Source organism: Burkholderia sp. 9779_493, assembly GCF_015712215.1.
Taxonomy (GTDB): domain Bacteria; phylum Pseudomonadota; class Gammaproteobacteria; order Burkholderiales; family Burkholderiaceae; genus Burkholderia; species Burkholderia cenocepacia.
In genome coordinates, this window is record NZ_JACCQA010000016.1 from 32,351 (window position 1) to 59,213 (window position 26,863).

29 protein-coding genes are annotated in these 26,863 nt (G+C 65.7%); 25 read left to right on the forward strand and 4 right to left on the reverse strand.

Annotation, left to right across the window (positions count from 1 at the left end; genetic code table 11):
* Window positions 1-4: 4 nt before the first annotated feature.
* The 12 genes from rpmD to dsbD all read left to right on the forward strand — a co-directional run bounded on the left by rpmD (window position 5) and on the right by dsbD (window position 8,018).
* Window positions 5-187 (forward strand): 50S ribosomal protein L30, encoded by a 183-nt coding sequence (gene rpmD, locus H0X95_RS18145; RefSeq protein ID WP_006400644.1) that lies wholly within the window; start codon window positions 5-7, stop codon window positions 185-187.
* 26 nt (window positions 188-213) lie between these two features.
* The gene (gene rplO / locus H0X95_RS18150; protein ID WP_006482880.1) at window positions 214-648 is read left to right on the forward strand and encodes a 50S ribosomal protein L15; all 435 of its coding nucleotides are present in this window, start codon (window positions 214-216) and stop codon (window positions 646-648) included.
* 42 nt (window positions 649-690) lie between these two features.
* Window positions 691-2,040 (forward strand): preprotein translocase subunit SecY, encoded by a 1,350-nt coding sequence (gene secY / locus H0X95_RS18155; RefSeq protein WP_196446134.1) that lies wholly within the window; start codon window positions 691-693, stop codon window positions 2,038-2,040.
* A 7-nt stretch (window positions 2,041-2,047) separates the two neighbouring features.
* A complete protein-coding gene (gene infA / locus H0X95_RS18160) occupies window positions 2,048-2,266 on the forward strand; it encodes a translation initiation factor IF-1 (RefSeq protein ID WP_004521905.1) in 219 nt (72 codons plus the stop codon).
* 20 nt (window positions 2,267-2,286) lie between these two features.
* A complete protein-coding gene (rpmJ, locus tag H0X95_RS18165; RefSeq protein WP_004199844.1) occupies window positions 2,287-2,403 on the forward strand; it encodes a 50S ribosomal protein L36 in 117 nt (38 codons plus the stop codon).
* A 38-nt stretch (window positions 2,404-2,441) separates the two neighbouring features.
* Entirely contained in the window at window positions 2,442-2,807 is a 366-nt protein-coding gene (gene rpsM / locus H0X95_RS18170; RefSeq protein ID WP_006400641.1) for a 30S ribosomal protein S13, read from the forward strand.
* 28 nt (window positions 2,808-2,835) lie between these two features.
* Window positions 2,836-3,237, forward strand: a complete 402-nt coding sequence (gene rpsK / locus H0X95_RS18175) for a 30S ribosomal protein S11 (protein WP_004197937.1) — start codon at window positions 2,836-2,838, stop codon at window positions 3,235-3,237.
* 154 nt (window positions 3,238-3,391) lie between these two features.
* Window positions 3,392-4,015, forward strand: a complete 624-nt coding sequence (gene rpsD / locus H0X95_RS18180) for a 30S ribosomal protein S4 (protein ID WP_006477177.1) — start codon at window positions 3,392-3,394, stop codon at window positions 4,013-4,015.
* Window positions 4,016-4,139: 124 nt separating this feature from the next.
* A complete protein-coding gene (locus tag H0X95_RS18185) occupies window positions 4,140-5,117 on the forward strand; it encodes a DNA-directed RNA polymerase subunit alpha (protein WP_006477176.1) in 978 nt (325 codons plus the stop codon).
* A gap of 138 nt (window positions 5,118-5,255) precedes the next feature.
* Window positions 5,256-5,651, forward strand: coding sequence for a 50S ribosomal protein L17 (gene rplQ, locus H0X95_RS18190; protein ID WP_006477175.1), 396 nt, complete (start codon window positions 5,256-5,258; stop codon window positions 5,649-5,651).
* Window positions 5,652-5,854: 203 nt separating this feature from the next.
* Window positions 5,855-6,181 (forward strand): divalent-cation tolerance protein CutA, encoded by a 327-nt coding sequence (cutA, locus tag H0X95_RS18195; protein ID WP_034201091.1) that lies wholly within the window; start codon window positions 5,855-5,857, stop codon window positions 6,179-6,181.
* On the forward strand, window positions 6,174-8,018 hold the full coding sequence (gene dsbD / locus H0X95_RS18200; RefSeq protein ID WP_059723965.1) for a protein-disulfide reductase DsbD: 1,845 nt from the start codon (window positions 6,174-6,176) through the stop codon (window positions 8,016-8,018). The genes cutA and dsbD overlap by 8 nt, the downstream gene beginning before the upstream one ends.
* Window positions 8,019-8,147: 129 nt before the next feature.
* Here the strand turns inward: dsbD and hemB are convergent, their stop codons facing one another.
* Window positions 8,148-9,146, reverse strand: a complete 999-nt coding sequence (gene hemB, locus H0X95_RS18205; protein ID WP_006482872.1) for a porphobilinogen synthase — start codon at window positions 9,144-9,146, stop codon at window positions 8,148-8,150.
* A gap of 252 nt (window positions 9,147-9,398) precedes the next feature.
* On the reverse strand, window positions 9,399-10,058 hold the full coding sequence (gene yihA / locus H0X95_RS18210) for a ribosome biogenesis GTP-binding protein YihA/YsxC (RefSeq protein WP_006477171.1): 660 nt from the start codon (window positions 10,056-10,058) through the stop codon (window positions 9,399-9,401).
* A 214-nt stretch (window positions 10,059-10,272) separates the two neighbouring features.
* Here yihA and H0X95_RS18215 point away from each other — a divergent pair, with 214 nt between their 5' ends.
* The 5 genes from H0X95_RS18215 (at window position 10,273) to msrQ (ending at window position 16,396) form a co-directional block, all read left to right on the forward strand.
* Window positions 10,273-10,926: a c-type cytochrome gene (locus tag H0X95_RS18215; RefSeq protein WP_012492295.1), complete on the forward strand. Its 654-nt coding sequence runs from the start codon at window positions 10,273-10,275 to the stop codon at window positions 10,924-10,926.
* 200 nt (window positions 10,927-11,126) lie between these two features.
* Window positions 11,127-13,340, forward strand: coding sequence for a cytochrome c biogenesis protein ResB (locus H0X95_RS18220; RefSeq protein WP_006494455.1), 2,214 nt, complete (start codon window positions 11,127-11,129; stop codon window positions 13,338-13,340).
* Between the two features lie 4 nt (window positions 13,341-13,344).
* Window positions 13,345-14,535: a c-type cytochrome biogenesis protein CcsB gene (ccsB, locus tag H0X95_RS18225; RefSeq protein ID WP_006494454.1), complete on the forward strand. Its 1,191-nt coding sequence runs from the start codon at window positions 13,345-13,347 to the stop codon at window positions 14,533-14,535.
* 158 nt (window positions 14,536-14,693) lie between these two features.
* Window positions 14,694-15,689 (forward strand): protein-methionine-sulfoxide reductase catalytic subunit MsrP, encoded by a 996-nt coding sequence (gene msrP, locus H0X95_RS18230; protein WP_006491738.1) that lies wholly within the window; start codon window positions 14,694-14,696, stop codon window positions 15,687-15,689.
* A gap of 20 nt (window positions 15,690-15,709) precedes the next feature.
* A complete protein-coding gene (gene msrQ, locus H0X95_RS18235) occupies window positions 15,710-16,396 on the forward strand; it encodes a protein-methionine-sulfoxide reductase heme-binding subunit MsrQ (protein ID WP_006482924.1) in 687 nt (228 codons plus the stop codon).
* Window positions 16,397-16,478: 82 nt separating this feature from the next.
* Here msrQ and lptM read toward each other — a convergent pair whose 3' ends face one another.
* A complete protein-coding gene (gene lptM / locus H0X95_RS18240; protein WP_059723963.1) occupies window positions 16,479-16,754 on the reverse strand; it encodes an LPS translocon maturation chaperone LptM in 276 nt (91 codons plus the stop codon).
* A 36-nt stretch (window positions 16,755-16,790) separates the two neighbouring features.
* Here lptM and cyaY point away from each other — a divergent pair, with 36 nt between their 5' ends.
* A complete protein-coding gene (gene cyaY / locus H0X95_RS18245) occupies window positions 16,791-17,117 on the forward strand; it encodes an iron donor protein CyaY (RefSeq protein WP_006482891.1) in 327 nt (108 codons plus the stop codon).
* Between the two features lie 81 nt (window positions 17,118-17,198).
* Here cyaY and H0X95_RS18250 read toward each other — a convergent pair whose 3' ends face one another.
* Window positions 17,199-19,586 (reverse strand): penicillin-binding protein 1A, encoded by a 2,388-nt coding sequence (locus H0X95_RS18250; protein ID WP_102898887.1) that lies wholly within the window; start codon window positions 19,584-19,586, stop codon window positions 17,199-17,201.
* 226 nt (window positions 19,587-19,812) lie between these two features.
* Between H0X95_RS18250 and H0X95_RS18255 the strand changes: the two genes are divergently transcribed.
* From H0X95_RS18255 to H0X95_RS18285, 7 genes are read left to right on the forward strand one after another with little or no spacing between them, the layout of a single operon-like run.
* Complete coding sequence (locus H0X95_RS18255; RefSeq protein ID WP_059723961.1) at window positions 19,813-20,736, forward strand: hypothetical protein; 924 nt, start codon at window positions 19,813-19,815, stop codon at window positions 20,734-20,736.
* Window positions 20,733-21,377 (forward strand): hypothetical protein, encoded by a 645-nt coding sequence (locus H0X95_RS18260; RefSeq protein WP_059723960.1) that lies wholly within the window; start codon window positions 20,733-20,735, stop codon window positions 21,375-21,377. The genes H0X95_RS18255 and H0X95_RS18260 overlap by 4 nt, the downstream gene beginning before the upstream one ends.
* Entirely contained in the window at window positions 21,374-22,240 is an 867-nt protein-coding gene (locus H0X95_RS18265; protein ID WP_059723958.1) for a hypothetical protein, read from the forward strand. Before H0X95_RS18260 ends, H0X95_RS18265 begins: the two co-directional genes overlap by 4 nt.
* Entirely contained in the window at window positions 22,237-23,862 is a 1,626-nt protein-coding gene (gene pilQ, locus H0X95_RS18270) for a type IV pilus secretin PilQ (RefSeq protein WP_059723956.1), read from the forward strand. Before H0X95_RS18265 ends, pilQ begins: the two co-directional genes overlap by 4 nt.
* 40 nt (window positions 23,863-23,902) lie before the next feature.
* The gene (gene aroK / locus H0X95_RS18275) at window positions 23,903-24,457 is read left to right on the forward strand and encodes a shikimate kinase AroK (RefSeq protein ID WP_034201082.1); all 555 of its coding nucleotides are present in this window, start codon (window positions 23,903-23,905) and stop codon (window positions 24,455-24,457) included.
* Window positions 24,454-25,533 (forward strand): 3-dehydroquinate synthase, encoded by a 1,080-nt coding sequence (gene aroB, locus H0X95_RS18280; protein ID WP_059723955.1) that lies wholly within the window; start codon window positions 24,454-24,456, stop codon window positions 25,531-25,533. Before aroK ends, aroB begins: the two co-directional genes overlap by 4 nt.
* Before the next feature lie 41 nt (window positions 25,534-25,574).
* Entirely contained in the window at window positions 25,575-26,783 is a 1,209-nt protein-coding gene (locus H0X95_RS18285) for a deoxyguanosinetriphosphate triphosphohydrolase (protein WP_006494444.1), read from the forward strand.
* The last annotated feature ends 80 nt before the right edge of the window (window positions 26,784-26,863 follow it).

Here is a 26,863-nt window from a genome sequence, read left to right on the forward strand (position 1 = left end):
CACCATGTCTGAAAAAACTGTCAAGGTTCAGCTCGTCAAGAGCCTGATCGGGACCCGCGAATCGCACCGCGCGACCGTGCGTGGCCTGGGCCTGCGCCGACTCAACTCGGTTAGCGAGCTGCAGGACACGCCGGCGGTCCGCGGCATGATCAACAAGGTCTCGTACCTCGTTAAGGTCATCGCGTAAGCGGCCCTACGGATCAAGGAGTTGATATGGAATTGAATAACCTGAAGCCGGCAGCTGGCGCCAAGCACGCCAAGCGTCGCGTCGGTCGTGGCATCGGTTCGGGCCTCGGCAAGACGGCTGGCCGTGGTCACAAGGGTCAGAAATCGCGTTCGGGCGGCTTCCACAAAGTCGGTTTCGAAGGCGGTCAGATGCCGCTGCAACGTCGTCTGCCGAAGCGCGGCTTCACGTCGCTGACGAAGGAATTCGTCGGTGAAGTGCGCCTGGGCGACCTCGAGAAGCTGCCGGTCGACGAGATCGATCTGCTCGCACTGAAGCAAGCCGGCCTGGTCGGCGAGCTGACGAAGAGCGCAAAGATCATCGCGACGGGCGAACTGAAGCGCAAGATCGTCGTGAAGGGTCTCGGTGCCACCAAGGGTGCGCGCGCTGCGATCGAAGCGGCTGGCGGTTCGTTCGCCGAGTGACACGCGTAGCGCGTCGTCACTTGCATTCATCGGAGAAGGTACTTGGCTAACAGCCCGAGTCTTGCAAAACCCGGTCGAAGCACGGCGAAATTCGGCGATCTGCGCCGGCGAGCGATGTTCCTGCTCCTGGCGCTGATCGTCTATCGCATCGGCGCGCACATTCCCGTGCCGGGCATCGATCCGGATCAACTGGCTAAGCTGTTCCAGAGCCAGGCGGGCGGCATCCTGGGCATGTTCAACATGTTCTCGGGTGGCGCGCTTTCCCGCTTCACGATCTTTGCGCTGGGGATCATGCCGTACATCTCGGCGTCGATCATCATGCAGTTGCTGGCGATCGTTTCGCCGCAGCTCGAGGCGCTGAAGAAGGAAGGGCAGGCAGGGCAACGGAAGATCACGCAGTACACGCGGTATTTCACCGTGGTGCTCGCGACCTTCCAGGCATTCGGTATCGCGGCTGCGCTGGAAAACCAGCCGGGCCTCGTCACCGATCCCGGCATGCTGTTCCGTCTGACGACGGTCGTGACGCTGGTAACGGGCACGATGTTCCTGATGTGGCTCGGTGAGCAGATTACCGAGCGTGGTCTGGGCAACGGTATCTCGATCATCATTTTCGGCGGGATCGCAGCAGGGTTCCCGAATGCCGTGGGTGGGTTGTTCGAGCTGGTGCGTACGGGTTCGATGAGCATCATTTCGGCGATCATCATCGTCGTTCTGATCGCCGCGGTGACTTACCTGGTCGTGTTCATCGAACGCGGTCAGCGCAAGATCCTCGTGAACTACGCGAAGCGTCAGGTCGGCAACAAGATCTACGGTGGGCAGTCGTCGCATCTGCCGCTGAAGCTGAACATGTCGGGCGTGATTCCGCCGATCTTTGCATCGTCGATCATTCTGTTCCCGGCAACGATTCTCGGCTGGTTCAGTACCGGTCAGCCGACAGGAAGCTGGATTTCCAATACGTTGCATAACGTTGCGGAAGCGCTGAAGCCGGGCCAGCCGGTCTATGTGCTGCTGTACACGCTGGCAATCGTGTTTTTCTGCTTCTTCTACACCGCACTGGTGTTCAACAGCAGGGAGACCGCAGACAACCTGAAGAAGAGCGGCGCGTTTGTTCCGGGCATCCGTCCGGGCGATCAGACCGCACGATATATCGACAGCATCCTCACGCGTCTGACGCTGGCCGGTGCGATCTACATCGTCTTCGTGTGTCTGCTGCCGGAATTCCTGGTGCTGCGCTGGAACGTGCCGTTTTATTTTGGTGGAACGTCGCTGCTGATCATTGTCGTCGTCACGATGGACTTTATGGCGCAGGTGCAGTCGTACGTTATGTCGCAACAGTATGAGTCACTGCTCAAGAAGGCTAACTTCAAGGGCGGCAACATCCCGATGCGTTGAAAGGACTATGGCCAAAGACGATGTAATCCAGATGCAGGGTGAGGTGATTGAAAACCTCCCGAATGCGACCTTCCGCGTGAAGCTGGAAAACGGCCATGTCGTGTTGGGGCATATTTCCGGGAAGATGCGGATGCACTACATCCGCATCCTGCCGGGCGACAAGGTGACGGTTGAATTGACGCCTTACGATCTGTCTCGTGCGCGGATCGTGTTCCGGGCGAAGTGATTTGAAAAAAGGGTATTATCATGAAAGTGATGGCATCGGTTAAGCGCATTTGCCGCAATTGCAAGATCATCAAGCGCAAAGGCGTCGTTCGCGTGATCTGCAGCTCGGATCCGCGCCACAAGCAGCGCCAAGGCTGACCGCGCGTTTGTTTGCGCTTTTTGTTTGAGGAAAAACAATGGCTCGTATCGCAGGGGTTAACATCCCGAATCACCAGCATACCGAGATCGGCCTGACGGCTATCTTCGGTATCGGCCGCACCCGTTCGCGCAGCATCTGCGTGGCAGCTGGCGTCGATTTTTCGAAGAAGGTCAAGGATCTGACCGACGCAGACCTGGAAAAGCTGCGTGAAGAAGTAGGCAAGTTTGTCGTCGAAGGCGATCTGCGCCGTGAAGTGACGATGAACATCAAGCGCCTGATGGACCTCGGTTGCTACCGCGGCGTCCGTCATCGCAAGGGCCTGCCGATGCGCGGTCAGCGTACGCGTACGAACGCACGTACCCGCAAGGGTCCGCGTCGTGCAGCGCAAGCGCTGAAGAAGTAAGCGGAACTGACAGTTACAGGAAAACGTAATGGCTAAGGCTTCGAACACCGCGGCGCAACGCGTTCGCAAGAAGGTTAAGAAGAACGTCGCTGAAGGCGTGGTTCACGTTCACGCGTCGTTCAACAACACGATCATCACGATCACCGATCGCCAAGGCAACGCTCTGGCATGGGCGACGTCGGGCGGTCAGGGCTTCAAGGGCTCGCGCAAATCGACGCCGTTCGCTGCTCAGGTCGCAGCCGAGTCGGCTGGCCGCGTCGCGATGGAATACGGCGTGAAGAATCTGGAAGTGCGGATCAAGGGCCCGGGCCCGGGTCGCGAGTCGGCAGTGCGCGCACTGCACGGCCTCGGCATCAAGATCACCGCGATTTCGGATGTCACCCCGATTCCGCACAACGGCTGCCGCCCGCCGAAGCGTCGTCGTATCTAAGGATGTGCTGGCACGTTCGTGCTAGCGCATTGCCTGTCGCCGCTCAGCGTCGACGGGCGTTGCTTTTTTGATTGACTAAGCCCACCGTTCGCCCCAAAGGGAGCGGACTAGCGCGGATTTCGATCCGCGTGACTGATTGATAAAGGAATGCAAAGTGGCACGTTATATCGGCCCCAAAGCCAAGCTGTCCCGCCGTGAAGGCACCGACCTGTTCCTGAAGAGCGCACGCCGCTCGCTCGCCGACAAGTGCAAGCTCGACAGCAAGCCGGGTCAGCACGGCCGTACCTCGGGCGCACGTACGTCCGACTACGGTACGCAGCTGCGCGAAAAGCAGAAGGTCAAGCGTATCTACGGCGTGCTGGAGCGTCAGTTCCGTCGTTACTTCGCCGAAGCCGATCGCCGCAAGGGCAACACGGGTGAAAACCTGCTGCAACTGCTCGAGTCGCGCCTCGACAACGTCGTGTATCGCATGGGCTTCGGCTCGACCCGCGCTGAAGCGCGTCAGCTGGTGAGCCACAAGTCGATCACCGTGAACGGCGTCGTCGCGAACGTCCCGTCGCAGCAAGTGAAGGCGGGTGACGTCGTCGCGATCCGCGAAAAGGCGAAGAAGCAGGCGCGTATCGTCGAAGCGCTGTCGCTGGCCGAGCAAGGCGGCATGCCGAGCTGGGTTGCAGTCGATGCGAAGAAGTTCGAAGGCACGTTCAAGCAAATGCCGGAACGCGCTGAAATCGCAGGCGACATCAACGAAAGCCTGATCGTCGAATTGTATTCGCGTTAATCCGATTGACGGCCGAGGTACCCCGATTGCGTTGCGCAAGGAGGGGCCTCGGCTGTTTATTTTCTGGTTGTTACCGGTCAGCCTTATCGGTGTAACGAGCCGAGGGTATTGAAAAGGAAAGCCCATGCAAACCAGTTTGCTGAAACCCAAGATCATCGCCGTGGAATCGCTGGGCGAGAACCACGCGAGGGTGGTCATGGAACCGTTCGAACGCGGTTACGGCCACACCTTGGGCAATGCGCTTCGCCGCGTGCTGCTGTCGTCGATGGTAGGCTACGCGCCGACCGAAGTCACGATCGCAGGCGTGGTGCACGAGTACTCGACGCTGGATGGCGTGCAGGAAGACGTCGTCAACCTGCTGCTGAACCTGAAGGGCGTGGTGTTCAAGCTGCATAACCGTGACGAAGTGACGGTTACGCTGCGCAAGGAAGGCGAAGGCGTCGTGACGGCCGGCGATATCGAGCTGGCTCATGATTGCGAAGTCATCAACCCGAATCACGTGATTGCGCACCTGTCGAAGGGTGGCAAGCTCGACGTTCAGATCAAGATCGAAAAGGGTCGCGGCTACGTGCCCGGCAACGTCCGTCGCTACGGCGAAGACACGGCCAAGATCATCGGCCGCATCGTCCTCGACGCCTCGTTCTCGCCGGTTCGCCGCGTGAGCTACGCGGTTGAAAGCGCACGTGTCGAGCAGCGTACCGACCTCGACAAGCTCGTGATGAACATCGAGACGAGCGGCGTGATCACGCCGGAAGAGGCGATCCGCCAGTCGGCCCGCATCCTGGTCGACCAGCTGTCCGTGTTCGCGGCGCTGGAAGGCACGGAAACGGCAGCCGAAGCGCCGTCGCGTGCACCGCAGATCGATCCGATCCTGCTGCGTCCGGTGGACGATCTCGAGCTGACGGTTCGTTCGGCGAACTGCCTGAAGGCCGAGAACATCTACTACATCGGCGATCTGATCCAGCGCACGGAAAACGAGCTGCTGAAGACGCCGAACCTCGGTCGCAAGTCGCTCAACGAGATCAAGGAAGTGCTCGCTTCGCGCGGTCTCACGCTGGGCATGAAGCTCGAGAACTGGCCGCCGGCTGGTCTCGACAAGTAAGTCCGGTTGTTGCTGTAGTTGGCAAAGATGCGGATTTTCCTTTAAAATCCGCATCTTGCTTTTTTTCGTTACCGGCCCGTGCACCCTCCGAGGTGCGATAGAAGAGCTGGATCAAAACTTTGAATCAAGGAAACTGAAATGCGCCATCGTCATGGTCTGCGGAAACTGAACCGCACGAGCAGCCACCGTCTGGCTATGCTCCGTAACATGTCCAACTCGCTGATCGAGCACGAAGTCATCAAGACGACGCTGCCGAAGGCGAAGGAACTCCGTAAAGTCGTCGAGCCGCTGATCACGCTCGGCAAGAAGCCGTCGCTGGCAAACCGTCGCCTGGCGTTCAACCGCCTGCGCGATCGTGACTCGGTGGCGAAGCTGTTCGACGTGCTCGGTCCGCGTTTCGCGAACCGTCCGGGCGGCTACCTGCGCGTGCTGAAGTTCGGCTTCCGCGTGGGCGACAACGCACCGATGGCACTGGTCGAACTGCTCGACCGTCCGGAAGTCGACGAAACGGAAAACGTGCAAGAAGCTGAGTAAGCTTCCGGTACGCAGCAGGATCTGAAAGGGGCCGAGCGAATGCTTGGCCCTTTTTGTTTTGGGATGTCGGCTGCGATCGATTGTCGCAGGCCGGTGCCGGCAGCGTCGCGCGGGCTGCGCTACGATACGGGGCAACCGGTGCGGCCCCTGAACGGGGGGGACCGGCGCCGGCAGGAGCCGGCAGACCAGCGAGGAGGGCGCGGATGATAGTGGTGCTGATGCTGACGACGGTGCCCGATGCGGCGACGGCTGCGGCGCTTGCCGACGGCGCGCTCGACGCGCGGCTGGCCGCATGCGTATCGGAGCTCGGCACGATCAAGTCGCGCTATCACTGGCAGGGCAAGGTCGAAACGGCCGAAGAGATCCAGTTGCTGTTCAAGACGAGCCCCATGCGGGCGCTCGAACTGGAGCGATTTATTGTCGCGCATCATCCTTACGAGACGCCTGAAATCGTCTCGTGGCAAACGACGGCATCGGCCGCGTATGGCCAGTGGGTGACCAACGAAACTCAACGTCTATTTCATGTTTAACGGTATGGCGCTTTCGGTGCGCGTGCGCGCGCTGCGGTTTCTTGCGGTCCTGTTGTCGTTCGTGTTCGTGCTGGGCGGTCTGTCCGTCGCGCGCGCGGCCGACGATTTCCTCGATCCGTCGGTCGCGTTCAAGTTCAGCGCGAGCGAATCGCCGGGACAGGTGGACGTCCGCTTCAAGATCGCCAACGGCTATTACATGTATCGCGAGCGGTTCGCGTTCGCGGTGAAGAGTGGCCAGGCGACACTCGGCGAGCCGCAGTTCCCGGCCGGCCACGTGAAGTTCGACCAGACGTTCCAGAAGGACGTCGAGACCTATCGCGACGAAGTCGTCGTTCACGTGCCGGTGAAGCAGGCGGCCGGGCCGTTCGAGCTCGCGGTGACGTCGCAAGGCTGCGCGGACGAAGGGATCTGCTATCCGCCGGCCGAGCACGTGATGAAGGTCGATGGCGCCGCGCTCGGCGCCGCATCGTCGTCCGGCGACACGGCTGCCGCGGGTAGCTGGTTCGACAAGGTCACGAGCGCCGATTTCGCGCAGTCGCTGCTCGAAGGCCACGGCTTCTTCACGATCGTCGCGCTCTACTTCGTCGCGGGCGTCGTGCTGAGCCTGCTGCCGTGTTCGTATCCGATGATTCCGATCGTGTCCGCGATCATCATCGGCCAGGGCACGCGCGCGACGCATGCGCGTGGCTTTGCGTTGTCGTTGACCTACGTGGTCGGCATGGCGCTGGTCTATACGGTGCTCGGCATCGCCGCCGCGCTGGTTGGCCAGAGCCTCGGCGCGTGGTTGCAGAATCCGTGGGTGCTTGGCGCGTTCGGCGTGCTGCTGACCGCGTTTGCAGTGTCGCTGATCTCGGGCAAGGACATCGCGTTGCCGGAGCGCTGGCAGAACGGCGCGGCCGAGGCATCGAGCGCGCGCCAGGGCGGCCACTTCGTCGCGGTCGCGGCGATGGGCGCGTTGTCGGCGCTGGTCGTCGGCGCGTGCATGACGGCGCCGCTGTTCGCGGTGCTCGCGTTCATCGCGCATACCGGCAACGCGTTGCTCGGCGGCGCGGCGCTGTTCGCGATGGGGCTCGGCCTCGGCGTGCCGCTGCTGGTGGTCGGCGTCGGGGCCGGGACGGTGCTGCCGCGCGCCGGCGCGTGGATGGACGGCGTGAAGGTGTTCTTCGGCATCGTGCTGCTCGCGGCCGCGCTGTGGATCGTGTGGCCGGTGCTGGCCGGCGGGCTGAAGATGGTGCTCGCGGCGTTGTGGCTGCTGATCGCGGCGGCGGCGCTCGGCCTGTTCACGCCGAACGCCGGCGCCGCGTCGATCTGGCGTCGCCTGGGCCGCGGCGTGGGCGCCGCGCTCGCGATCTGGGCCGCGACGCTGCTCGTGGGCCTGGCTGCGGGCTCGACCGATCCCGTCAAGCCGCTGGCCGTGCTGGCGGCGCGTACGGTGGCGTCCGGCGGTGCGGCGTCGGCCAGTGCGGCTGCTGCGGACGGCCCCGCGTTCGCGCCGGTGCGCTCCAGCGGCGAGCTCGACGCGTTGCTGAAGTCGTCGGGCCGGCCCGTGATGCTCGACTTCTATGCCGACTGGTGCGTGAGCTGCAAGGAGATGGAGCATCTGACGTTCACCGACGCGCGCGTGCAGGCGCGGCTCGCGCGGCTTCACCTCGTGCGCGCGGACGTCACCGCGAACAACCCGGACGATCAGGCGCTGCTCAAGCGCTTCAACCTGTTCGGGCCGCCGGGCATCATCTTTTTCGATCGCAACGGCAACGAGATCGGCCGGGTGGTCGGCTATCAGGCGGCCGACACGTTCCTGCGCAGCCTCGATCGGGCGGCCGTGCCGACGGTATGACGATGGCTTGCCGGGGCGAACCGGCGAATCGCAGATTCGGGCCGGCTGACAGCTTCGATCGGCGATAAACAAAAAACGGCGGGATACCGAAGTGTCCCGCCGTTTTTGCTGATGCGCGCCGGTGTGCGATCAGCGCTGCGCTTTCAGCAGACGCGCGGCATCGAGCGCGAAGTACGTGAGCACGCCGTCGGCGCCCGCGCGCTTGAACGCGAGCAGCGATTCGAGCACGACCTTGTCGTGGTCGAGCCAGCCGTTCATCGCGGCGGCCTTCAGCATCGCATATTCACCGCTCACCTGGTACACGTAGGTCGGGAAGCGGAACTCGTCCTTCACGCGGCGCACGATGTCGAGATACGGCATGCCGGGCTTGACCATCACCATGTCGGCGCCTTCGTCGATGTCGAGGCGTACTTCGCGCAGCGCTTCGTCGCTGTTCGCCGGATCCATCTGGTAGGTCATCTTGTTGCCCTTGCCCAGATTGGATGCCGAACCGACCGCATCGCGGAACGGGCCGTAGAACGCCGATGCGAACTTCGCCGAATAGGCCATGATCCGCGTATGGATATGGCCGTCGCTTTCCAGCATCTCGCGGATCGCGCCGATGCGGCCGTCCATCATGTCCGACGGCGCGACGATGTCGACGCCGGCTTCCGCCTGCGCGCGCGCCTGTTCGATCAGGATCTCGATCGTGTCGTCGTTGATCACGTAGCCGTTCTCGTCGAGCACGCCGTCCTGGCCGTGGCTCGTGTACGGATCGAGCGCGACGTCGGTCAGCACGCCGAGCTCGGGGAAGCGCTTCTTCAGCTCGCGCACGGCGCGCGGAATCAGGCCTTCGGGATTGGCCGCCTCGCGGCCGTCGGGCGTCTTCAGCGACGGCTCGATGGCCGGGAACAGCGACAGCACGGGCACGCCGAGTTCGACGCACTGCTCGGCGACCTGCATCAGCAGGTCGACCGACACGCGCTCGACGCCGGGCATCGACGGGATGGGCTGGCGTTGCTGGGTGCCTTCGACGACGAACACCGGGTAGATCAGGTCGTCGGTGGTCAGGCGGTTTTCGCGCATCAGGCGGCGGGAGAAGTCGTCGCGGCGCATCCGGCGCGGACGATGAAGCGGATGGAAGCTCATGGCGATTTGGCAGAAATCAGGGCAAGAAGACCTTACGGAACCCTTAGGTCATTTTCGAGATCGTTGGTATATGATAGCGATCGAGCGGCACGCGTTGCGTGCAGCTCCCCGCTTCTCCTCCCTGAGCGGGTGCCTGTCGTTTTTCGATTAGGCTGTTTGACCCGCCGTTCAACGGCGGGTTTTTTTATGAGCCGGCCGAATCCGCAGGTGCCGTCAGGTGCGCGCAGCCGATCCCAGCCGCGCGTTGCCCGCTCATTGTGCTACAGGCTCGCTTTTTTCGTCGGCGACGGACGGCCGCAGCCAGCTCTCGATCAGTTCATGGGCCTCGTCGAGCCCCGTACGCTTCAGCGCCGAGAACAGCTGGACCGTCAGCTTGCCCTTCACGCCCTGGTCGCGATACGCGTCGAGCCCCTTCTGCGTGTTGCGCAGCGCATTGATGCTTTCCTGGCGCGTCAATTTGTCGCACTTCGTCAGCAGCGTGTGGATCGGCTTGCCGGTCGGCGCGAACCACTCGATCATGCGTCGATCGAGATCGGTCAGCGGACGGCGCGAATCCATCATCAGGATCAGGCCGCAAAGCTGCGAGCGCGTCGCGAGATAGGACGACAGCAGCATTTCCCAGTGCGCCTTCGCGGCACCGGGCACTTCCGCGTAGCCGTAGCCGGGCAGGTCGACGAGGTTCGCGACGGGCTCGGCGGCGGGGCCGACGGAGAAGTAGTTGATATGCTGCGTGCGGCCGGGCGTCTTGGACGCAAAGGCCAGCCGCTTCTGGTTGCACAGCACGTTGATCGCCGTCGACTTGCCGGCATTCGAGCGGCCCGCGAACGCGATTTCCGGCTGGACCGTCGGCGGCAGGTCGCGCAGATGGTTGACGGTCGTGTAGAAGCGGGCTTGATGGAGCAGAAAGGCCATGGGAACCGGAAGGACGGGCGGCGCGAGCCGCTTGGTGGAGGCGGGGTAGCCCCGATAGGCACGGGAGCTTTCAGCACGATATTGTACAATACGGCGGTTTTACCGAAGGCCAACGGGCGCCTGCCTCGCGCTTTTATGTGGCTTCTGCGGTAGACTGAACGCCGTCGTTTTTTGCAGAACCTCAAATTCCCACAAGACGAAACAGGGTGTGCGAATGAATCGACTGTGCAAGTCTCTGATGGTGCTTCAGGTTGCAGCAGGGTTCGTAGGTTTCGTAGCGGAGGCAAACGCGGCAGATGCGGCGAAGCCGGATCTGGACCGCGGCAAGGCGATTGCCGGGCAGGTCTGCGCGTCGTGTCACGGCGCCGACGGCAATAGTGCGTCGGGCAGTTTCCCGAAGCTCGCCGGCCAGCATCCCGAATATCTGGTCAAGCAGTTGAACGACTTCAAGACGCAGCCGGGCGCGAAGGGGCCGGTGCGTAACAACGCGGTGATGGTCGGATTCGCAAGCGCGTTGAGCGCGGACGACATGCGCAACGTCGCCGCGTACTACGGGTCGCAGACGACGAAGCTCGGTACCGCACGCAATGCGGCGACCGTGCCGGTCGGCCAGAAGATCTATCGCGGCGGCATCGCGGAGAAGGGCGTACCGGCCTGCGCGAGCTGCCACGGGCCGACGGGGCAGGGGATCCCGGTCCAGTATCCGCGTCTGTCGGGGCAATGGGCCGATTACACGGTCGCGCAGTTGACCGCGTTCCAGCAGGGTGCCGGCGCGCGCAACAACAACGAGGCGATGCATCAGATCGCGTCGCGGCTGTCGGATACCGAGATCAAGGCCGTCGCCGATTACATCGCGGGTCTGCGTTGAGCGGTCAACCGCGCATGGAATGACCGGCCGCCCGAAGGGCGGCCGGAGTCAGAACAAGAAAAGGGTGGGGCGCCGCTGTTCGCGGTCGCCTTGCCCTTTTTTGTTGGCACTCGCCGGGCCGTCCCGAGCGTGCCGATCGCCCGTTGGGGCGCAGCGAACATAGTGAGTGTGGGGGCTGTTTCCCCTGAGTCGGAGTTTGAATGAGCGTTACCACGTCGGGGTTGCAGTCGAAGTCGAGTCAGGGTGCGTCGAAACGCGCGGTCGAGCTGCTCAGCTCGATGCGCTTCGCGATCGCGCTGCTGGTGGTGCTGTCGATCGCGAGCATCATCGGCACGGTCCTGACCCAGGACGATCCGTATCCGAACTACGTGAACCAGTTCGGGCCGTTCTGGGCGGACATCTTCCGCTCGCTGGGCCTGTACAACGTGTACAGCGCGTGGTGGTTCATGCTGATCCTGATCTTCCTCGTCGTGTCGATCTCGCTGTGCGTGATCCGCAATGCGCCGAAGATGCTCGCCGATGCGAAGAGCTGGAAGGACAAGGTCCGCGAAGGCAGCCTGCGCGCGTTCCACCACAAGGCCGAGTACACGGCGTCCGGCACGCGCGCGACGGTCGCGGCGACGCTCGCCACGTTCGTCACGAAGGCCGGCTACAAGCACGTCGTGCGTGAAACCGACGGCGCGACGCTGATCTCCGCGAAGCGCGGCGCGATGACCAAGTGGGGCTACATTTCCGCCCACCTCGCGATCGTCGTGATCTGTATCGGCGGCCTGCTCGACAGCAACCTGCCGATCAAATTCCAGATGTGGATGTTCGGCAAGAGCCCGGTCAACACGAGCGCGACGATCAGCGAGATTTCGCCCGACCATCGCCTGTCCGCGTCGAACCCGACGTTCCGCGGCTATGCGTGGGTGCCGGAGGGCCAGTTCGTGTCGACCGCGATCCTGAACCAGCCGAGCGGCTCGTTGATCCAGGACCTGCCGTTCTCGATCCAGCTCGACAAGTTCATCGTCGATTACTACACGACGGGCATGCCGAAACTGTTCGCGAGCGACATCGTCGTGATCGATCGCGAGACCGGCCGGAAAATTCCGGCGCGGGTTGAGGTCAACAAGCCGTTCACGTACAAGGGCGTGTCGATCTACCAGTCGAGCTTCCAGGACGGCGGCTCGCAAATGCAGATGACGGCCTACCCGATGACGGGCAGCCATGCGGCGACCGTTCCCGTGAAGGGCACGATCGGCAGTTCGGCCCCGCTGCAGGTCCCGGGCGCCGACGGCGACACGATCGAGTTCTCCGATTTCCGCGCGATCAACGTCGAAAACATGGCAGACGCGAACGGCAAGCCGGACGTGCGCGGCGTCGCGACGACCAGCTCGCTGAAGGAAGTATTCGACGAGCGGCTCGGCTCGGGTGCGAAGACGTCGAAGCCGACGCAGCTCCACAACATCGGTCCGTCGGTGCAGTACAAGATTCGTGGCAAGGACGGCCAGGCGCGCGAATTCAACAACTACATGCTGCCCGTCGACATGAACGGCGAACGCGTGTTCCTCGCCGGCGTGCGCGCGAGCCCGAACGATCCGTTCCGTTACATGCGGATCCCGGCCGACAGCCAGGATTCGATCGGCGAATGGATGCGCCTGCGCGCCGCGCTCGAGGATCCGGCCGTGCGCACCGAAGCCGCCGCGCGCTTCGCGCAGCGCTCGCTGCCGGGCGACGCGTCGCTGCGCGGCCGCCTGCAGGACAGCGCGTCGAAGGTGCTGACCCTGTTTGCGGCGAGCGACGACAGCGTCGGCCGCGGCGCGGATGGCCAGCCGGTCGGCGGCTTTCAGGCGGTGGCGACCTTCATCGACCGCTCGGTGCCGAAGGGCGAGCAGGAGAAGGCCGCGAGCCTGTTGCTGCGGATGCTCGAGGGCTCGATGTGGGAGGTCTGGCAGATTGCGCGCGAGCGTGCCGGCGAGCCGGCCGCGCAGCAGGGCACCGACACGATCCGCTTCGTGCAGAACGCGATCAACGCGCTATCCGACAGCTTCTTGTATGGATCGCCGGTCTATTTGCAGCTTGATTCCTTCAAGCAGGTGCAAGCTTCGGTATTTCAGCTGACGCGCGCACCCGGCAAGAATCTGGTGTATCTTGGCAGCCTGTTGCTGGTCGCCGGCATCTTCTCGATGTTCTACGTGCGCGAGCGGCGACTCTGGTTCTGGCTGAAGGACGCCGGTTCGGGCGTCGATGTGGTGATGGCAATGTCCACGGCCCGCAAGACCTTCGATTTCGAGAAAGAATTCGTGCAGACGCGCGACGCGGCCGGCGCCGCCTTGCGCGCCGCACCTCGCGATGCCGCGCCCGCCGGTGCGGCTTCGACGGCCCGCCCGCCTGTCGGCGGCGGTTCCGATTCCGAGAATTCCACCCGGTAACATCATGGATCTCACGCAAGTTTCCTCTTCCCGTACGGCGTCGGCCCCGGCGCCGGCATCGTCGCCGTTGTTCGACGAGCGTCCGTTCCTCGCACGCCTGTCGCTGTTCGACTGGCTGTTCGCCCTGGCGCTCGTGGCGGGCGCGGGCTATGCGCTCGTGCACTACAACGCGCACATGGATTACTACGACAAGGCGGTGATGATCGGCACCGTGCCGGCGCTCGTCGCGCTCGGCTGGCGCTGGAAGCCCGCGCGGCTGATGATGGCGTCGATCGCCGTGCTGTCGCTGTTGTCGATCCAGATCTACCAGGGCGATCTCGCCCGCGCCGATTCGGCGTTCTTCCTCAAGTACTTCCTGTCGAGCCAGTCGGCGATCCTGTGGATGAGCGCGATGTTCGTGCTCGCGACGATCTTCTACTGGATCGGGCTGCTCGCGCGCGCCGAAACGGGCGCCGCGATCGGCCAGAAGCTCACGTGGGTCGCCGTGCTGATGGGCTTCACGGGGCTGATGGTGCGCTGGTACGAGTCCTACCTGATCGGTGCGGACGTCGGGCACATCCCCGTATCGAACCTCTATGAAGTGTTCGTCCTGTTCAGCCTGATCACGGCGCTGCTTTATCTGTATTACGAAGGCCACTACGGCACGCGTTCGCTCGGCGCGTTCGTGCTGCTGGTCATCAGCGCGGCGGTCGGCTTCCTGATGTGGTACTCGGTCGCGCGCGATGCGCAGCAGATCCAGCCGCTCGTGCCGGCGCTGCAAAGCTGGTGGATGAAGATCCACGTGCCGGCGAACTTCATCGGCTACGGCAGCTTCGCGCTGTCGGCGATGGTGTCGGTCGCGTACCTGATGAAGGAGCGCGGGATCCTCGCGGATCGCCTGCCGACGCTGGAGGTGCTCGACGACGTGATGTACAAGTCGATCGCGGTCGGTTTCGCGTTCTTCACGATCGCGACGATCCTCGGCGCGCTGTGGGCGGCCGAAGCGTGGGGCGGCTACTGGAGCTGGGACCCGAAGGAAACCTGGGCGCTGATCGTGTGGCTGAACTACGCGGCGTGGCTGCACATGCGGCTGATGAAGGGCCTGCGCGGCGCGGTGGCCGCCTGGTGGGCGCTCACCGGCCTGCTGGTCACGACGTTCGCGTTCCTCGGCGTCAACATGTTCCTGTCCGGGCTGCACAGCTACGGCAAGCTGTAAGATTTCCGCCGCTCGTCCGACCATAGACCGCCGGTGCACTGCGTGCCCGGCGGTTTTCTTTTGTAATGGGCGGGCGAACCGGGCGTCGAACGGCGTGCGACGGGCCGGGTCGAACGCTGATGAAGCATGCGCGTCGCGCATGCGGGAGGAACTGCACGATGTGGATCAAACGCCCTTTGCGTAACGTACTGACCGGCGCGGATATCGCGCCGAGCGAGATCACGCCGCGCGCGGTATTCGAGAATCGGCGGCGCGTGTTGCAGGCGGCCGGCCTCGCGGCCGCGGGCGGCCTGTTCGGCACCAGCGGCGCGGCGCTCGCCGCGTATGCGTCACCCGACGCGCGGGCGGCGAAGCTCGCGGCAAAAACCAACCCGACATTCGTCGCCATCGACAAGGTGACGCCGTTCAAGGACATCACGTCCTACAACAACTTCTACGAATTCGGCACCGACAAGAGCGATCCGGCGCAGAACGCGGGCACGTTGCGGCCGCGCCCGTGGCGCGTGAGTGTCGAAGGCGAGGTGCAGCACCCGAAGGTGTTCGATCTCGACGAGTTGCTGAAGCTCGCGCCGCTCGAGGAGCGCGTGTACCGGCTGCGCTGCGTCGAGGGCTGGTCGATGGTGATCCCGTGGATCGGCGTGCCGCTGTCCGAGCTGATCAAGCGCGTGCAGCCGACTGGCAACGCGAAATACGTGCAGTTCGTCACGCTGGCCGATCCGTCGCAGATGCCGGGCCTGTCGACGCCCGTGCTCGACTGGCCGTATTCGGAAGGGCTGCGCATGGACGAGGCGATGAATCCGCTGACGCTGCTGACGATGGGCGTCTACGGGCAGGTGCTGCCGAACCAGAACGGTGCGCCGGTGCGGATCGTCGTGCCGTGGAAATACGGGTTCAAGAGCGCGAAGTCGCTCGTGAAGATCCGCTTCGTCGACAAGCAGCCGAAGACGAGCTGGAACACGTACGCGGCGAACGAGTACGGCTTTTATTCGAACGTGAACCCGAACGTCGATCATCCGCGCTGGAGCCAGGCGACCGAGCGGCGCATCGGCGAGGACGGCTTCTTCACGCCGAAGCGCAAGACGCTGATGTTCAACGGCTACGGCGACTTGGTCGCATCGATGTATCAGGGCATGGACCTGAAAAAGAATTTCTGAGCGCGACCGTGAGAAACGACATGCATCCTTCGACGCTCACACCCGCGCGCGCCGCGGGCGCCGGGCAGGCTGCTCGCACGGCGCGTGCCGGGGCGAACCGTCCTGCCGCGCCGCGCTGGCTCGCGCCGGCCAAGGTGCTGGTGTTCGCGGCCGGCCTCTACCCGCTCGCGCGCATCGTGCTGTTCGGGCTGACCGACCGGCTCGGCGCGAACCCGATCGAATTCATCACGCGTTCGACCGGTTTGTGGACGCTCGTCCTGTTGTGCATCACGCTGGCCGTCACGCCGCTGCGGCGCATCACGGGCTTCGCGCCATTGCTGCGCTTTCGTCGGATGATCGGGCTGTTCGCGTTCTTTTACGCGACGCTGCACTTCACGACCTACCTGTGGTTCGACAAGTGGTTCGACGTCGTCGCGATCCTGAAGGATGTCGGCAAGCGCCCGTTCATCACGGTCGGTTTCGCGGCGTTCGTGCTGCTGATTCCGCTCGCCGCGACGTCGCCGCGCGCGATGGTGCGCCGGCTCGGTCGCCACTGGGCGACGCTGCACAGCGCAATCTACGCGATCGCGCTGTTCGGCGTGCTGCACTTCTGGTGGATGCGGGCGGGCAAGCACGATCTTGCGCAGCCGAAGCTCTACGCGGCGATCGTCGCCGCGCTGCTCGGCTGGCGGCTGGTGACGTGGGGCTGGCGCCGCGTGCGCGCGTGACGGCGCGGCCGCTGAAAAACAAAAGGCGATGACCGGGAAGTCATCGCCTCGTTCCGTGCGCCGCGCGGGCGGCAGTGCGTCGTTACTTCGTCGCGGCCGGGCCCGATGCCGGGGCGGGCATGGTCGATGTGCTCGACAGTTCGGGCGACAGCGTGAGCGGCGAGCCGAACGTGTCGGGCGACTCGTCGGACGACGCGTTTTCGTCGGTCGGTTTCACGTCCGACGGCGGCGTATTCTGCGGCTGGATCGGCTTGGGCATCGGAGGCACGGTGGGCAGATAGAGCGCGCCGCTTTGACCGCAGCCGGCAAGAATCGCCAAAGCCGCTACAATCGCGCTCATCCGGAAAACGACTCGCATGATCGTCCCTGAACAATTTAACCGATAGAGTTTAGCATGTCCGATACTGAATACCTGGCCCGTGCAGAGGCCGTGCTGGCGGCCGTCGAGCGTACCGTGGACGTCGCGAACGACGGCGATCACGACATCGATCTGGAACGCAATGGCAGCGTGCTGACGCTGACGTTCGAGAACGGCTCGAAGATCATCGTCAACCTGCAGCCGCCGATGAAGGAGGTGTGGATCGCCGCGAAGGCCGGCGGATTCCACTACCGTTTCATCGACGGCGAATGGCGCGATACGCGCACGGGCACCGAGTTCTTCTCGGCGCTCACCGACTACGCGACCCAGCAGGCCGGCCTGCCGATCACGTTCAGCGCGTAACGGCGGGAGCGCAGCGCTCCGCGCGTCGTGCCCAAAGAAAAAGCGCCCCGCGGGGCGCTTTTTTCATGGCCGGGCCGCGTGTCAGTGGCCGCGGAACAGGTTCATGATGTCCTGCTTCTCCTGCTCGTCGACGTGCGGCACGGCCTCGTCGACGTTCTGCGCAGCGGGCGCCTGCGGCACGCCGACCGTCGACACGAAGCCGTGGCCCGGCGTGAACTCGGTGAAGTACAACTCGCCGCCGAGCGATTCGACGCCTTCCGGCACCGTCGGCTTGAATTCCGGCACGCCCTTCAGCGCAGCGCCCATGTAGTCGATCCAGACCGGCAGCGACAGGCCGCCGCCGGTTTCGCGATCGCCGAGGCTGCGCGGATTGTCATAGCCGATCCACGCGATCGCGGCGAGCGTGTGCTGGTAGCCGGCGAACCACGCGTCGTGCGAGTCGTTCGTCGTGCCGGTCTTGCCCGCGAGATCGGTGCGCTTCAGCACGTTGGTCCGCGCGCCCGTGCCGCGCTGCGCGACGCTCTGCAGCAGGCTGTTCATCACGTAGGCGTTGCGCGCGTCGATCGCGCGCGGCGCGTTCTGCTCGGCGACGAGCGGCTGCGCGCGCGCGACGACCGCGCCGTTCGGATCGGTGACTTCGGCGATCAGGTACGGATTGACGCGATAGCCGCCGTTCGCGAAGACCGAATACGCGCCGGCCATCTGCAGCGGCGTGACCTGGCCGGCGCCGAGTGCCATCGGCAGGTAGGCCGGATGGCGCTCGGCGTCGAAGCCGAAGCGCGTGATGTATTGCTGCGCGTATTTCGTGCCGATGTGATTCAGGATCCGGATCGACACGAGGTTGCGCGAGCGCTGCAGCGCGGTGCGCATCGACATCGGGCCTTCGAAGCCGCCGCCGTAGTTCTTCGGCTCCCACGGCTGGCCGCCGGTTTCCGCGGCGCTGAAATACAGCGGGCCGTCGTTGATCACGGTGGCGGGCCCGAGGCCCTTGTCGAGCGACGCCGAGTAGATGAACGGCTTGAACGACGAACCGGGCTGCCGCCACGCCTGCGTGACGTGGTTGAACTTGTTCTTGTTGTAGTCGAAGCCGCCGACGAGCGAGCGGATCGCCCCGTCCTGCGGGACGATCGACAGGAACGCGCCTTCGACCTGCGGCAACTGCGTGATCGACCATTTGCCGGCGTCGTTCTTCACGACCCGGACGATCGCGCCGGGGCGGATGCGCCGGTTCGGCTGCGCGTTGGCCGACAGCGCGCCCGACGCGAAGCGCAGGTTGTCGCCCTCGATCGTCGCCGTGCTGCCGTCGATGAACGCCACCGTGATCTGGCGCGGGCTCGCGGCCGTCACGACCGCGGCGATCAGCTCGCCGTTGTCGGGATGCTCGAGCAGCGCGTCGTCGATCGCCTGTTCGCGATCGTCGGCGCCGGCCGGCAGTTCGATGAAGCCTTCCGGCCCGCGATAGCCGTGGCGGCGCTCGTAATCCATGATGCCCTTGCGCAGCGCGGTGTACGCGACCTGCTGGTCCGCGGAGTCGATCGTCGTGACGACGTTGAAGCCGCGCGTGTAGGTTTCCTCGCGATACTGCGCATACATCATCTGTCTGACCATTTCCGCGACGTACTCGGCGTGCACGCTGAAATCGCGGCCCGGACCCTTGACGACGAGCGGCTGCGCGGCGGCTTCGTCGTACTGTTCGCGCGTGATGAAGTTCAGCTCGAGCATCCGCTGCAGGATGTATTCCTGGCGCACCTTCGCGCGCTTCGGATTCACGACCGGGTTATACGCGGACGGCGCCTTCGGCAGCCCCGCGAGCATCGCGGCTTCCGCGAGCGTGATGTCCTTCAGATCCTTGCCGAAATAGACGCGCGCCGCGCTCGCGAAGCCGTACGCACGCTGGCCGAGATAGATCTGATTCATGTAGACCTCGAGAATCTGATCCTTCGTCAGCGCGCGCTCGATCCGGTACGCGAGCAGCATTTCGTAGATCTTGCGCGTGTAGGTCTTCTCGCTCGACAGGAAGAAGTTGCGCGCGACCTGCATCGTGATCGTGCTCGCGCCCTGCGACGCGTGGCCGTTCGTCAGCGCGACGAAGCCGGCGCGGATGATGCCGGTGAGGTCGACGCCGCCGTGATCGTAGAAGCGCGCGTCCTCGATCGCGAGGATCGCCTTCTTCAGCGAGTCGGGCACGTCCTTGAAATGAACGACGTCGCGGCGCTCCTCGCCGAATTCGCCGATCAGCACGTGATCGGACGTATAGATGCGCAGCGGTACCTTCGGCCGATAGTCGGTCAGCGCGTCGAGCGACGGCATGTTCGGCCAGGCCACGACGAGCGCATAGCCGAGCACGAGGCCGCCGGCCACGACGAGGGCCACGCACATCGCGGCGAAGCCGAGCAGGACTTTTTGCCACCAGGGCCGCTTCTTCGGCTCCGGGGCGGGAGGCGGGGACGTAGGAGTCGTGGATTGCATAGGCATACCGGAAAACAGTCCCGCGATTATAGCTGCCCGGTAAGACCGGTCCTGACGCGGGGGCCGCCCGTCGGAGAACCGCGGGTCGGCGTGCCGTCAGCATAGTCCGCGCATGGCCACCGCGAGCGGATGCTGGCCGTTTGGCCGACTGTCGGCCGCATGCGTCGCTTTGCAGAATCAGGTCTCGGAAACGCGGCGTGGGCCGCGACGATCTCGGGAGGCTGGGATGGCAGGACGATGGGTGGCGCGGTTTGCACAGGGCAGGCACCGGTCGACGGGAATCGACGTCGGTGCGCACGAGGTGAGGGTGGCCGTGCTGAGCCGGCGCGGCAGGGACGCGGACGTGCGCGTCGAGGGGCTCGAGCGGGAGCCGGTCGGGTTGGCGGGCGGGCCGGAAGACGCACGCTGGGCGGCGGTCGCGCGATCGCTGGCGGCGGCCGTGTCGCGGCTGTCGGCGGCCGAGGTGCGGTGCGACGCGTGCGGCGTGATGGCGCTGCACGATGACGAGATGCGCACCGCGACGCTCGATCTGGCCGGGCGCGGCGACATTCCGGACGCCGCGCGGCAGGCGGCCGAACGCATCTCGGGGCTGGCGCCGGACAGTCTCGCGTTCGACTGGCGGCACTACGGCGGCGTGCGATCCGGCGAGATCGCGGTGGCGGTGGCGCCGCTGGCGTTGCTCGAGCGGCGCATCGACGTGGCCGCGCAGGCCGGTATCGACCTGACCGTGATCGACGGCGAGTCGGCCGCCGTGCTGCGTGCGCTGCGCTATGCCGCGCAGTTCGAACTCGACGTGCAGGGTGCCTACGCCGCGCTGTGGTTCTGCGACGCGGGCGTGCGCGGCTGGCGAATCGAGGGTTCGTCGGCTATCCCGGTGCTGACGCTGTCCGGCACGTTGCCGGAAGCACTGCCCGATGCGTTGCGGCGGCGCGCGCTCGGGGCCGTCCATTGCGTATTCGTCGCCGGGGACGAGCGATGTATCGCCCGCTTCGACACGTCCGTCGCCGAGATCGGCGACGTGCTCGGCACGGCGGTGGTCCCGTTCGACTGCACGGGCTGGGACGGACAGCCGTGCGCGCGCGCCGGCATGCCGGGCGGCCCGGCGTTTGCCGTCGCATTCGGGCTGGCGTTGCGCGGGGTGTGGGAATGACGGCCGCTCACGTGTCGGCAAGCGAAGGCGCGGCGGCGGCCGAGCAGGCGATACTCGGCGACTTCAACCTGCTGCCGTACCGCGAGCGATTGGCGCAGGCGTTGCGGCGTCGCCGGGTCGCGCAGTGCGGTGTGGCGATGCTGCTCGGCGTGCTCGGTGCGGGGCTGTGGACGGGCGCCGCCGTGTTGTCGCGGTGGCGGGTGGATGCCGAGCGCGCCAGCGTGGAGACGCGGCTGCGGCAGTTGCAGCCCCAGCTGGCGGCTGCGACGCGTGCGGTCGATGCCGCCGCCGCCATCGCGCGACGCGACGCACAGGCGGCTGCGCTGGCCGCGCCTTACCGGCGCATGGCAGGGCTGTTGGCGACCTTGAAGCAGGTGCGTGCCGATCGTATCCGGCTCGACGCGCTGCGCATGACGTCGACCGGCGCGGTGCTCGAAGCGCGCGCCGAGAGTTACCGGGCCGCTGCGCGATGGCTCGCCGCGATGGCGCGCGAGCAGCGCGACTGGCGGATCGATATAGAGACGTTGAAGCCGGCCTCGGATGCGCCGGCTCCCACGGCCGGGATGCCGTTCCGCTTCTCGATGCAGTTGCGCTGGCACGACCCGATGGCGTCGCGGACGATGTCGGGAGGCGGCGCATGACGGCGCTCGTGCATCGGCCGGCGCCGGGTGGCGGCGTCGGGCCAGGCGGCATGCCGCGCGTGTCGCCGGCGGCCGCGCATGCCGCGGGTTGCGTGCTGGCATTCGCGGCAGTGCTGGGCGGCGGCATTCATCTGGCGAATGCGGCCGACTGGAGCGGGCTTGCCCATAGTCGCGCGTTGCTCGCCGCAGCGCAGGCGCGCGCGGCCGACGCGCAACGCGTGCTCGCTTCCGCTGGACAACGACGCGACGGGCATCGTGCGTTGATGCGCGACGATCGTTTGCCGCATGCGCCGGAATGGGCCGCGCTGATGCTGGAACTGGCCGATCTCGCCGCGTCGAGCGGGCTGAGCGGCGTATCCGTCGAACCGCAGCGCGCCGATGGCGCGGCACCGGACGGCCGGCGCACCGTGCACATCGCCGCCGATGGTGGTTTTCGCGCGCTGCTGCACATGGTTGGCGGCCTGGCGCGGTTCCCGGTGCTGGCCGTACCGTCGGCGCTGCGTATCGAGCGTGGCACGTCGGCGGCGCGGGTCGACATGTCCGTCGACGTGTTTCCGGCGCTGCCGGCGACCACGACCGCGGACGGCAACACGCCGGTTCGCGTCGCTGCGCCCGACACCGATCCGTTCGGCGACGCCGGCGCGGCCGAAGCGGCGGGGCACGCAGCCCGCTTCGCCGGCACGATTCGCGACGCGCGGGCCGGCCTCGCGTTGTTCGACGACGGCGACGGCGCGTTCACGGCCGTCGCGCCTGGCGACGTACTGGGTGCCGCGCGCGTGGTGCGCATCGATCGCGCGGCCGTGACGCTTGCGACGGCGGACGGCTCGCAGCGGCTCGTCCTGGACGACGGAGGTCGGCCATGACGAAACACCGTTGTTGGGTGCTTGCCCTCTGGGCCGGCGTGACGGCGGCCGGCGCAAGCGCGTCGTTGCCGCCGCTGCCGGCGGTCTGGCCCGCCGGGTCGACGGATGTGTCGGTGCCGGGTCTGCCGCTGCGTGTGGCCGACGGCGTGGATAGTGCGGCAACGGAAGACGCCGGCCCGCCACCGTTCGATCAGGCGGCGCGCGCGGCACGGCAGACGGAAACCGCCGCACCGGGCCCCGCGCTGGAGGGACCGCCGATCCCGCTGGCGCCGCCGGTCCGGATGAGCGACGCCGCGGCCCGCCAACCGGGCGATGCGGACGACGCACGGCGGATCTCGCTGAATCTGCAGGGCGTCGGGCTCGCGGCGGCATTCGACGCGATCGCGCGGTTCACCGGGCTCAATATCGTCGTCGGCGAGCAGGTGCGCGGCACGGTCACGTTGCGTCTGAACAATGTTCGCTGGCGCGAGGCGTTCGACACGCTGCTCGACATGCACGGGCTTGCGATGTCCCGGCGCGGCAACGTGATCTGGGTCACGCCGGCAGCCGAGCTGGCTGCGCGCGAACGCGAGCGCTTCGACATGCACGCGCGGGCCGCCGATCTCGAGCCGCTGGCGAGCCGTACCTTCATGCTGCACTATCCGCGCGCGCAGGACGTACAACGGCTGCTGGCCGGCGCGACCGGCCAGCGCCTGCTGTCGAAGCGCGGCGCCGCGGCGGCCGATCCGCGTACCAACCTGCTGTTCGTCACCGATCTCGCACCGCGTATCGTGCAGATCGCCGGCCTGATCGACGCGATCGACCGGCCGTCGCGGCAGGTCCGGATCGAGGCCCGCATCGTCGAAGGCGAGCAGGGTTTCTCGCGCAACCTCGGCGCACGTGTCGCGCTGCGTGCGCAGGGGCGGCCGCCGTCAGCCGAGGGCACGTCGTTCACGGCGGACGCGCGCAACGCGCTCGACCTTGCCGCGCGGCCGCTCGGCGGTTTCGACGCGGCCACCGCCGGCTTCACGCTGTTCGCCGCGCCGCTCAGCCGCGTACTCGACATCGAGCTCAGCGCGCTGGAGGCGCAGGGCCGGGGCCAGATCGTTTCGCGTCCGCGGGTGGTCACGGCCGATCGCGTCAAGGCCATCGTCGAACAGGGTTCCGAGCTGCCGTACCAGGCGAAGGTCGGCAATGGCATGAGCGGCGTGCAGTTCCGCCGCGCGACGCTCAAGCTGGAGGTCGAGCCGCAGATCACGCCGGACGGGCGCGTGGTGCTCGATCTCGACGTGACCAAGGACAGCGTCGGCGAGCCGACCGCGGCCGGCCCCGCCATCCATACGAAGCATGTGCAGACGCGCGTCGAGGTCGAGAATGGCGGGACGGTCGCGATCGGCGGTATCTATGAACAACTGAACCGGAACGATGTGACGCGCGTGCCGCTCTTGGGCAAAATACCCATTCTGGGCGCGTTTTTCCGGCACCGCGCGCAGCGCGACCAGCGCAACGAACTGGTCGTCTTCATCACGCCGACCGTCGTCGATCCGCGGTGCGGCGCACCCGGCGCGGGGGACGAGGATGCCGAGAAAACGGGGCCGGAAGCCGCCGACGCAGGCTCGACAAGGCAGCCGCTTTGCCAGTAAGCTGCGCCACACACCAGCAAGATTGAAGCAGAGGAAGCCGTTGCAAGCGCGGGACCCACATGCAAACGTATTTTTCGTCGGCCTTATGGGAGCGGGTAAGACCACCGTGGGCCGTGCGGTCGCGCGTCGTCTCGACAGGACGTTCTTCGACTCCGACCACGAAATCGAGGCCCGTACGGGCGCGCGCATCCCGGTGATCTTCGAACTGGAGGGCGAGGCCGGGTTTCGCGACCGCGAAACGCAGGTGATCGCCGATCTCACGCAGCGCGAGAACATCGTGCTCGCGACGGGCGGCGGCGCGGTGCTGCGCCCGGAAAATCGCGACAGCCTGAAAACCAACGGCATCGTCGTCTACCTGCGCGCCAATCCGCACGATCTATGGCTGCGCACGCGCAAGGACAAGAATCGCCCGCTGTTGCAGACGGACGATCCGAAGGGGCGTCTCGAAGCGCTGTACGAAGTGCGCGACCCGCTGTACCGCGAATGCGCGGATTTCGTCATCGAGACCGGCCGTCCGTCGGTCAACGGTCTCGTCAACATGGTGCTGATGCAACTCGAACTGGCCGGCGTCATCGCCAAGCCGCTACAAGCATGATTACTGTCAACGTCGATCTGGGCGACCGCGCCTATCCGATTCATATTGGCGCCGGCCTGATCGGCCGCACCGAGCTGTTCGCGCCCCACATCAAGGGTTCGTCCGTCACGATCGTCACGAACACGACGGTCGATCCGCTCTATGGCGACGCGCTGCGCGCGGCGCTCGCGCCGCTCGGCAAGCGCGTGTCGACGGTCGTGCTGCCGGACGGCGAGGCGTACAAGAACTGGGAAACGCTGAACCTGATCTTCGACGGCCTGCTGACGGACCACGCCGATCGCAAGACGACGCTCGTCGCGCTCGGCGGCGGCGTGGTCGGCGACATGACCGGTTTTGCCGCCGCGTGCTACATGCGCGGCGTGCCGTTCATCCAGGTGCCGACGACGCTGCTGTCGCAGGTCGATTCGTCCGTCGGCGGCAAGACGGGCATCAACCACCCGCTCGGCAAGAACATGATCGGCGCGTTCTACCAGCCGCAGGCCGTGATCGCGGACATCGGCGCGCTGACGACGCTGCCCGATCGCGAGCTGGCGGCCGGCGTCGCCGAAGTCATCAAGACGGGCGCGATCGCCGATGCCGAGTTCTTCGACTGGATCGAGGCGAACGTCGAGGCGGTGAACCGTCGCGAGCCCGCCGCGCTCGCGCATGCAGTGAAGCGTTCGTGCGAGATCAAGGCGAGCGTCGTCGCGGCCGACGAACGCGAAGGCGGCCTGCGCGCGATCCTGAACTTCGGCCACACGTTCGGCCATGCGATCGAGGCCGGGCTCGGCTACGGCGAATGGCTGCACGGCGAAGCGGTCGGCTGCGGGATGGTGATGGCGGGCGACCTGTCGGTGCGGCTCGGCCTCCTCGACGAAGCATCGCGGCAGCGCCTCGATGCGGTGATCGCGGCCGCACATCTGCCGACCCGCGCGCCCGCGCTCGGCGATGCGCGCTACATGGACCTGATGCGCGTCGACAAGAAGGCCGAGGCCGGCGCGATCAAGTTCATCCTGCTGAAGCGATTCGGCGATACGCTGATCACGCAGGCGCCGGACGAAGCGGTATTCGCTACACTGGCGCAGACGACCCGCTAACGGCGGCCCGGATGCGCCGGCGCCCCTGACATGGAGGAGACGTGAGCGAGACATCCAGCAGCACATTGCCCGAAGCCAGCCGCGCATCCGCTGCGCCGGTGGCCGAGCCGCCGACGCTGGCGGCGCTGGAAGCCCATCTTGCTCCGTATGCCGCGCACGCGTCGCAGTCGCGCGGCCGCCGCCATCCTGAAACGCCGCCGGCGGCGCGCACCGAATTCCAGCGTGATCGCGATCGGATCGTCCACTCGACCGCGTTTCGCCGGCTCGAATACAAGACGCAGGTCTTCGTCAATCACGAAGGCGACCTGTTCCGCACCCGCCTCACGCACAGCCTCGAAGTCGCGCAGATCGCGCGCTCGGTCGCGCGCAACCTGCGCCTGAACGAGGATCTCGTCGAAGCGATCTCGCTCGCGCACGACCTCGGCCATACGCCGTTCGGCCATGCCGGGCAGGACGCGCTGAATGCGTGCATGCGCGAGCACGGCGGCTTCGAGCACAACCTGCAGAGCCTCGCCGTGGTCGACGAGCTCGAGGAGCACTACGGCGCGTTCAACGGGTTGAACCTGTGCTTCGAGACGCGCGAAGGCATCCTGAAGCACTGCTCGCGCGAGAATGCGCGCAAGCTCGGCGCGCTCGGCGAGCGCTTCCTGCAGGGCCGCCAGCCGTCGCTCGAAGCGCAGCTCGCGAACATCGCCGATGAAATCGCGTACAACAACCACGACGTCGACGACGGCCTGCGCTCCGGCCTGATCACGATCGAGCAGCTCGCGGAAGTCGAGCTGTGGCAGCGTCACTACGAAGCGGCGCTCGCCGAATTCCCGCACCTCGAAGGCCGCCGTCTCGTGCACGAGACGGTGCGCCGCATCATCAACACGCTGATCGTCGACCTGATCGACGAGACGACGCGCAATCTTGCCCGCGTCGCGCCCGCATCGCTCGACGACGTGCGCGCCGCGCCGCCGCTCGTGTCGCACAGCCCGGCAGTCGCCGCGCAGGCCGCCGCGCTCAAGCGTTTCCTCTTCAAGAACCTGTATCGCCATTACAAGGTGATGCGCATGGCGAGCAAGGCGCAACGCGTCGTCACGGGGCTGTTCGACGCGTTCATCGACGATCCGCGCCTGCTGCCGCCGCCGTACCAGTCCGACGACGCGGCGCAGCAGCCGCGTCTCGTCGCGCACTACATCGCCGGCATGACCGACCGCTTCGCGCTGAAGGAATATCAGCGCCTGTTCGTCATCAGCGACAACTGACTGTCATAAACGGTCACTAGACTTCGCCGGTTCAATGGCGACGGGAATGTTGCACACGCTGTTGGTAACGTTTTCATAGG

Coding starts and splice junctions, on each gene's coding strand:
- msrP (WP_006491738.1), top strand. CDS start 14,694: ATGTGGATCAAACGCCCTTTGCGTAACGTACTGACCGGCGCGGATATC.
- cyaY (WP_006482891.1), top strand. CDS start 16,791: ATGTCCGATACTGAATACCTGGCCCGTGCAGAGGCCGTGCTGGCGGCC.
- infA (WP_004521905.1), top strand. CDS start 2,048: ATGGCCAAAGACGATGTAATCCAGATGCAGGGTGAGGTGATTGAAAAC.
- H0X95_RS18265 (WP_059723958.1), top strand. CDS start 21,374: ATGACGGCGCTCGTGCATCGGCCGGCGCCGGGTGGCGGCGTCGGGCCA.
- lptM (WP_059723963.1), bottom strand. CDS start 16,754: ATGCGAGTCGTTTTCCGGATGAGCGCGATTGTAGCGGCTTTGGCGATT.
- rplO (WP_006482880.1), top strand. CDS start 214: ATGGAATTGAATAACCTGAAGCCGGCAGCTGGCGCCAAGCACGCCAAG.
- dsbD (WP_059723965.1), top strand. CDS start 6,174: ATGTTTAACGGTATGGCGCTTTCGGTGCGCGTGCGCGCGCTGCGGTTT.
- H0X95_RS18185 (WP_006477176.1), top strand. CDS start 4,140: ATGCAAACCAGTTTGCTGAAACCCAAGATCATCGCCGTGGAATCGCTG.
- rpsM (WP_006400641.1), top strand. CDS start 2,442: ATGGCTCGTATCGCAGGGGTTAACATCCCGAATCACCAGCATACCGAG.
- H0X95_RS18250 (WP_102898887.1), bottom strand. CDS start 19,586: ATGCAATCCACGACTCCTACGTCCCCGCCTCCCGCCCCGGAGCCGAAG.
- H0X95_RS18220 (WP_006494455.1), top strand. CDS start 11,127: ATGAGCGTTACCACGTCGGGGTTGCAGTCGAAGTCGAGTCAGGGTGCG.
- msrQ (WP_006482924.1), top strand. CDS start 15,710: ATGCATCCTTCGACGCTCACACCCGCGCGCGCCGCGGGCGCCGGGCAG.
- hemB (WP_006482872.1), bottom strand. CDS start 9,146: ATGAGCTTCCATCCGCTTCATCGTCCGCGCCGGATGCGCCGCGACGAC.
- rpmD (WP_006400644.1), top strand. CDS start 5: ATGTCTGAAAAAACTGTCAAGGTTCAGCTCGTCAAGAGCCTGATCGGG.
- H0X95_RS18255 (WP_059723961.1), top strand. CDS start 19,813: ATGGCAGGACGATGGGTGGCGCGGTTTGCACAGGGCAGGCACCGGTCG.
- rpmJ (WP_004199844.1), top strand. CDS start 2,287: ATGAAAGTGATGGCATCGGTTAAGCGCATTTGCCGCAATTGCAAGATC.
- H0X95_RS18215 (WP_012492295.1), top strand. CDS start 10,273: ATGAATCGACTGTGCAAGTCTCTGATGGTGCTTCAGGTTGCAGCAGGG.
- rplQ (WP_006477175.1), top strand. CDS start 5,256: ATGCGCCATCGTCATGGTCTGCGGAAACTGAACCGCACGAGCAGCCAC.
- H0X95_RS18260 (WP_059723960.1), top strand. CDS start 20,733: ATGACGGCCGCTCACGTGTCGGCAAGCGAAGGCGCGGCGGCGGCCGAG.
- pilQ (WP_059723956.1), top strand. CDS start 22,237: ATGACGAAACACCGTTGTTGGGTGCTTGCCCTCTGGGCCGGCGTGACG.
- cutA (WP_034201091.1), top strand. CDS start 5,855: ATGATAGTGGTGCTGATGCTGACGACGGTGCCCGATGCGGCGACGGCT.
- aroB (WP_059723955.1), top strand. CDS start 24,454: ATGATTACTGTCAACGTCGATCTGGGCGACCGCGCCTATCCGATTCAT.
- ccsB (WP_006494454.1), top strand. CDS start 13,345: ATGGATCTCACGCAAGTTTCCTCTTCCCGTACGGCGTCGGCCCCGGCG.
- yihA (WP_006477171.1), bottom strand. CDS start 10,058: ATGGCCTTTCTGCTCCATCAAGCCCGCTTCTACACGACCGTCAACCAT.
- rpsK (WP_004197937.1), top strand. CDS start 2,836: ATGGCTAAGGCTTCGAACACCGCGGCGCAACGCGTTCGCAAGAAGGTT.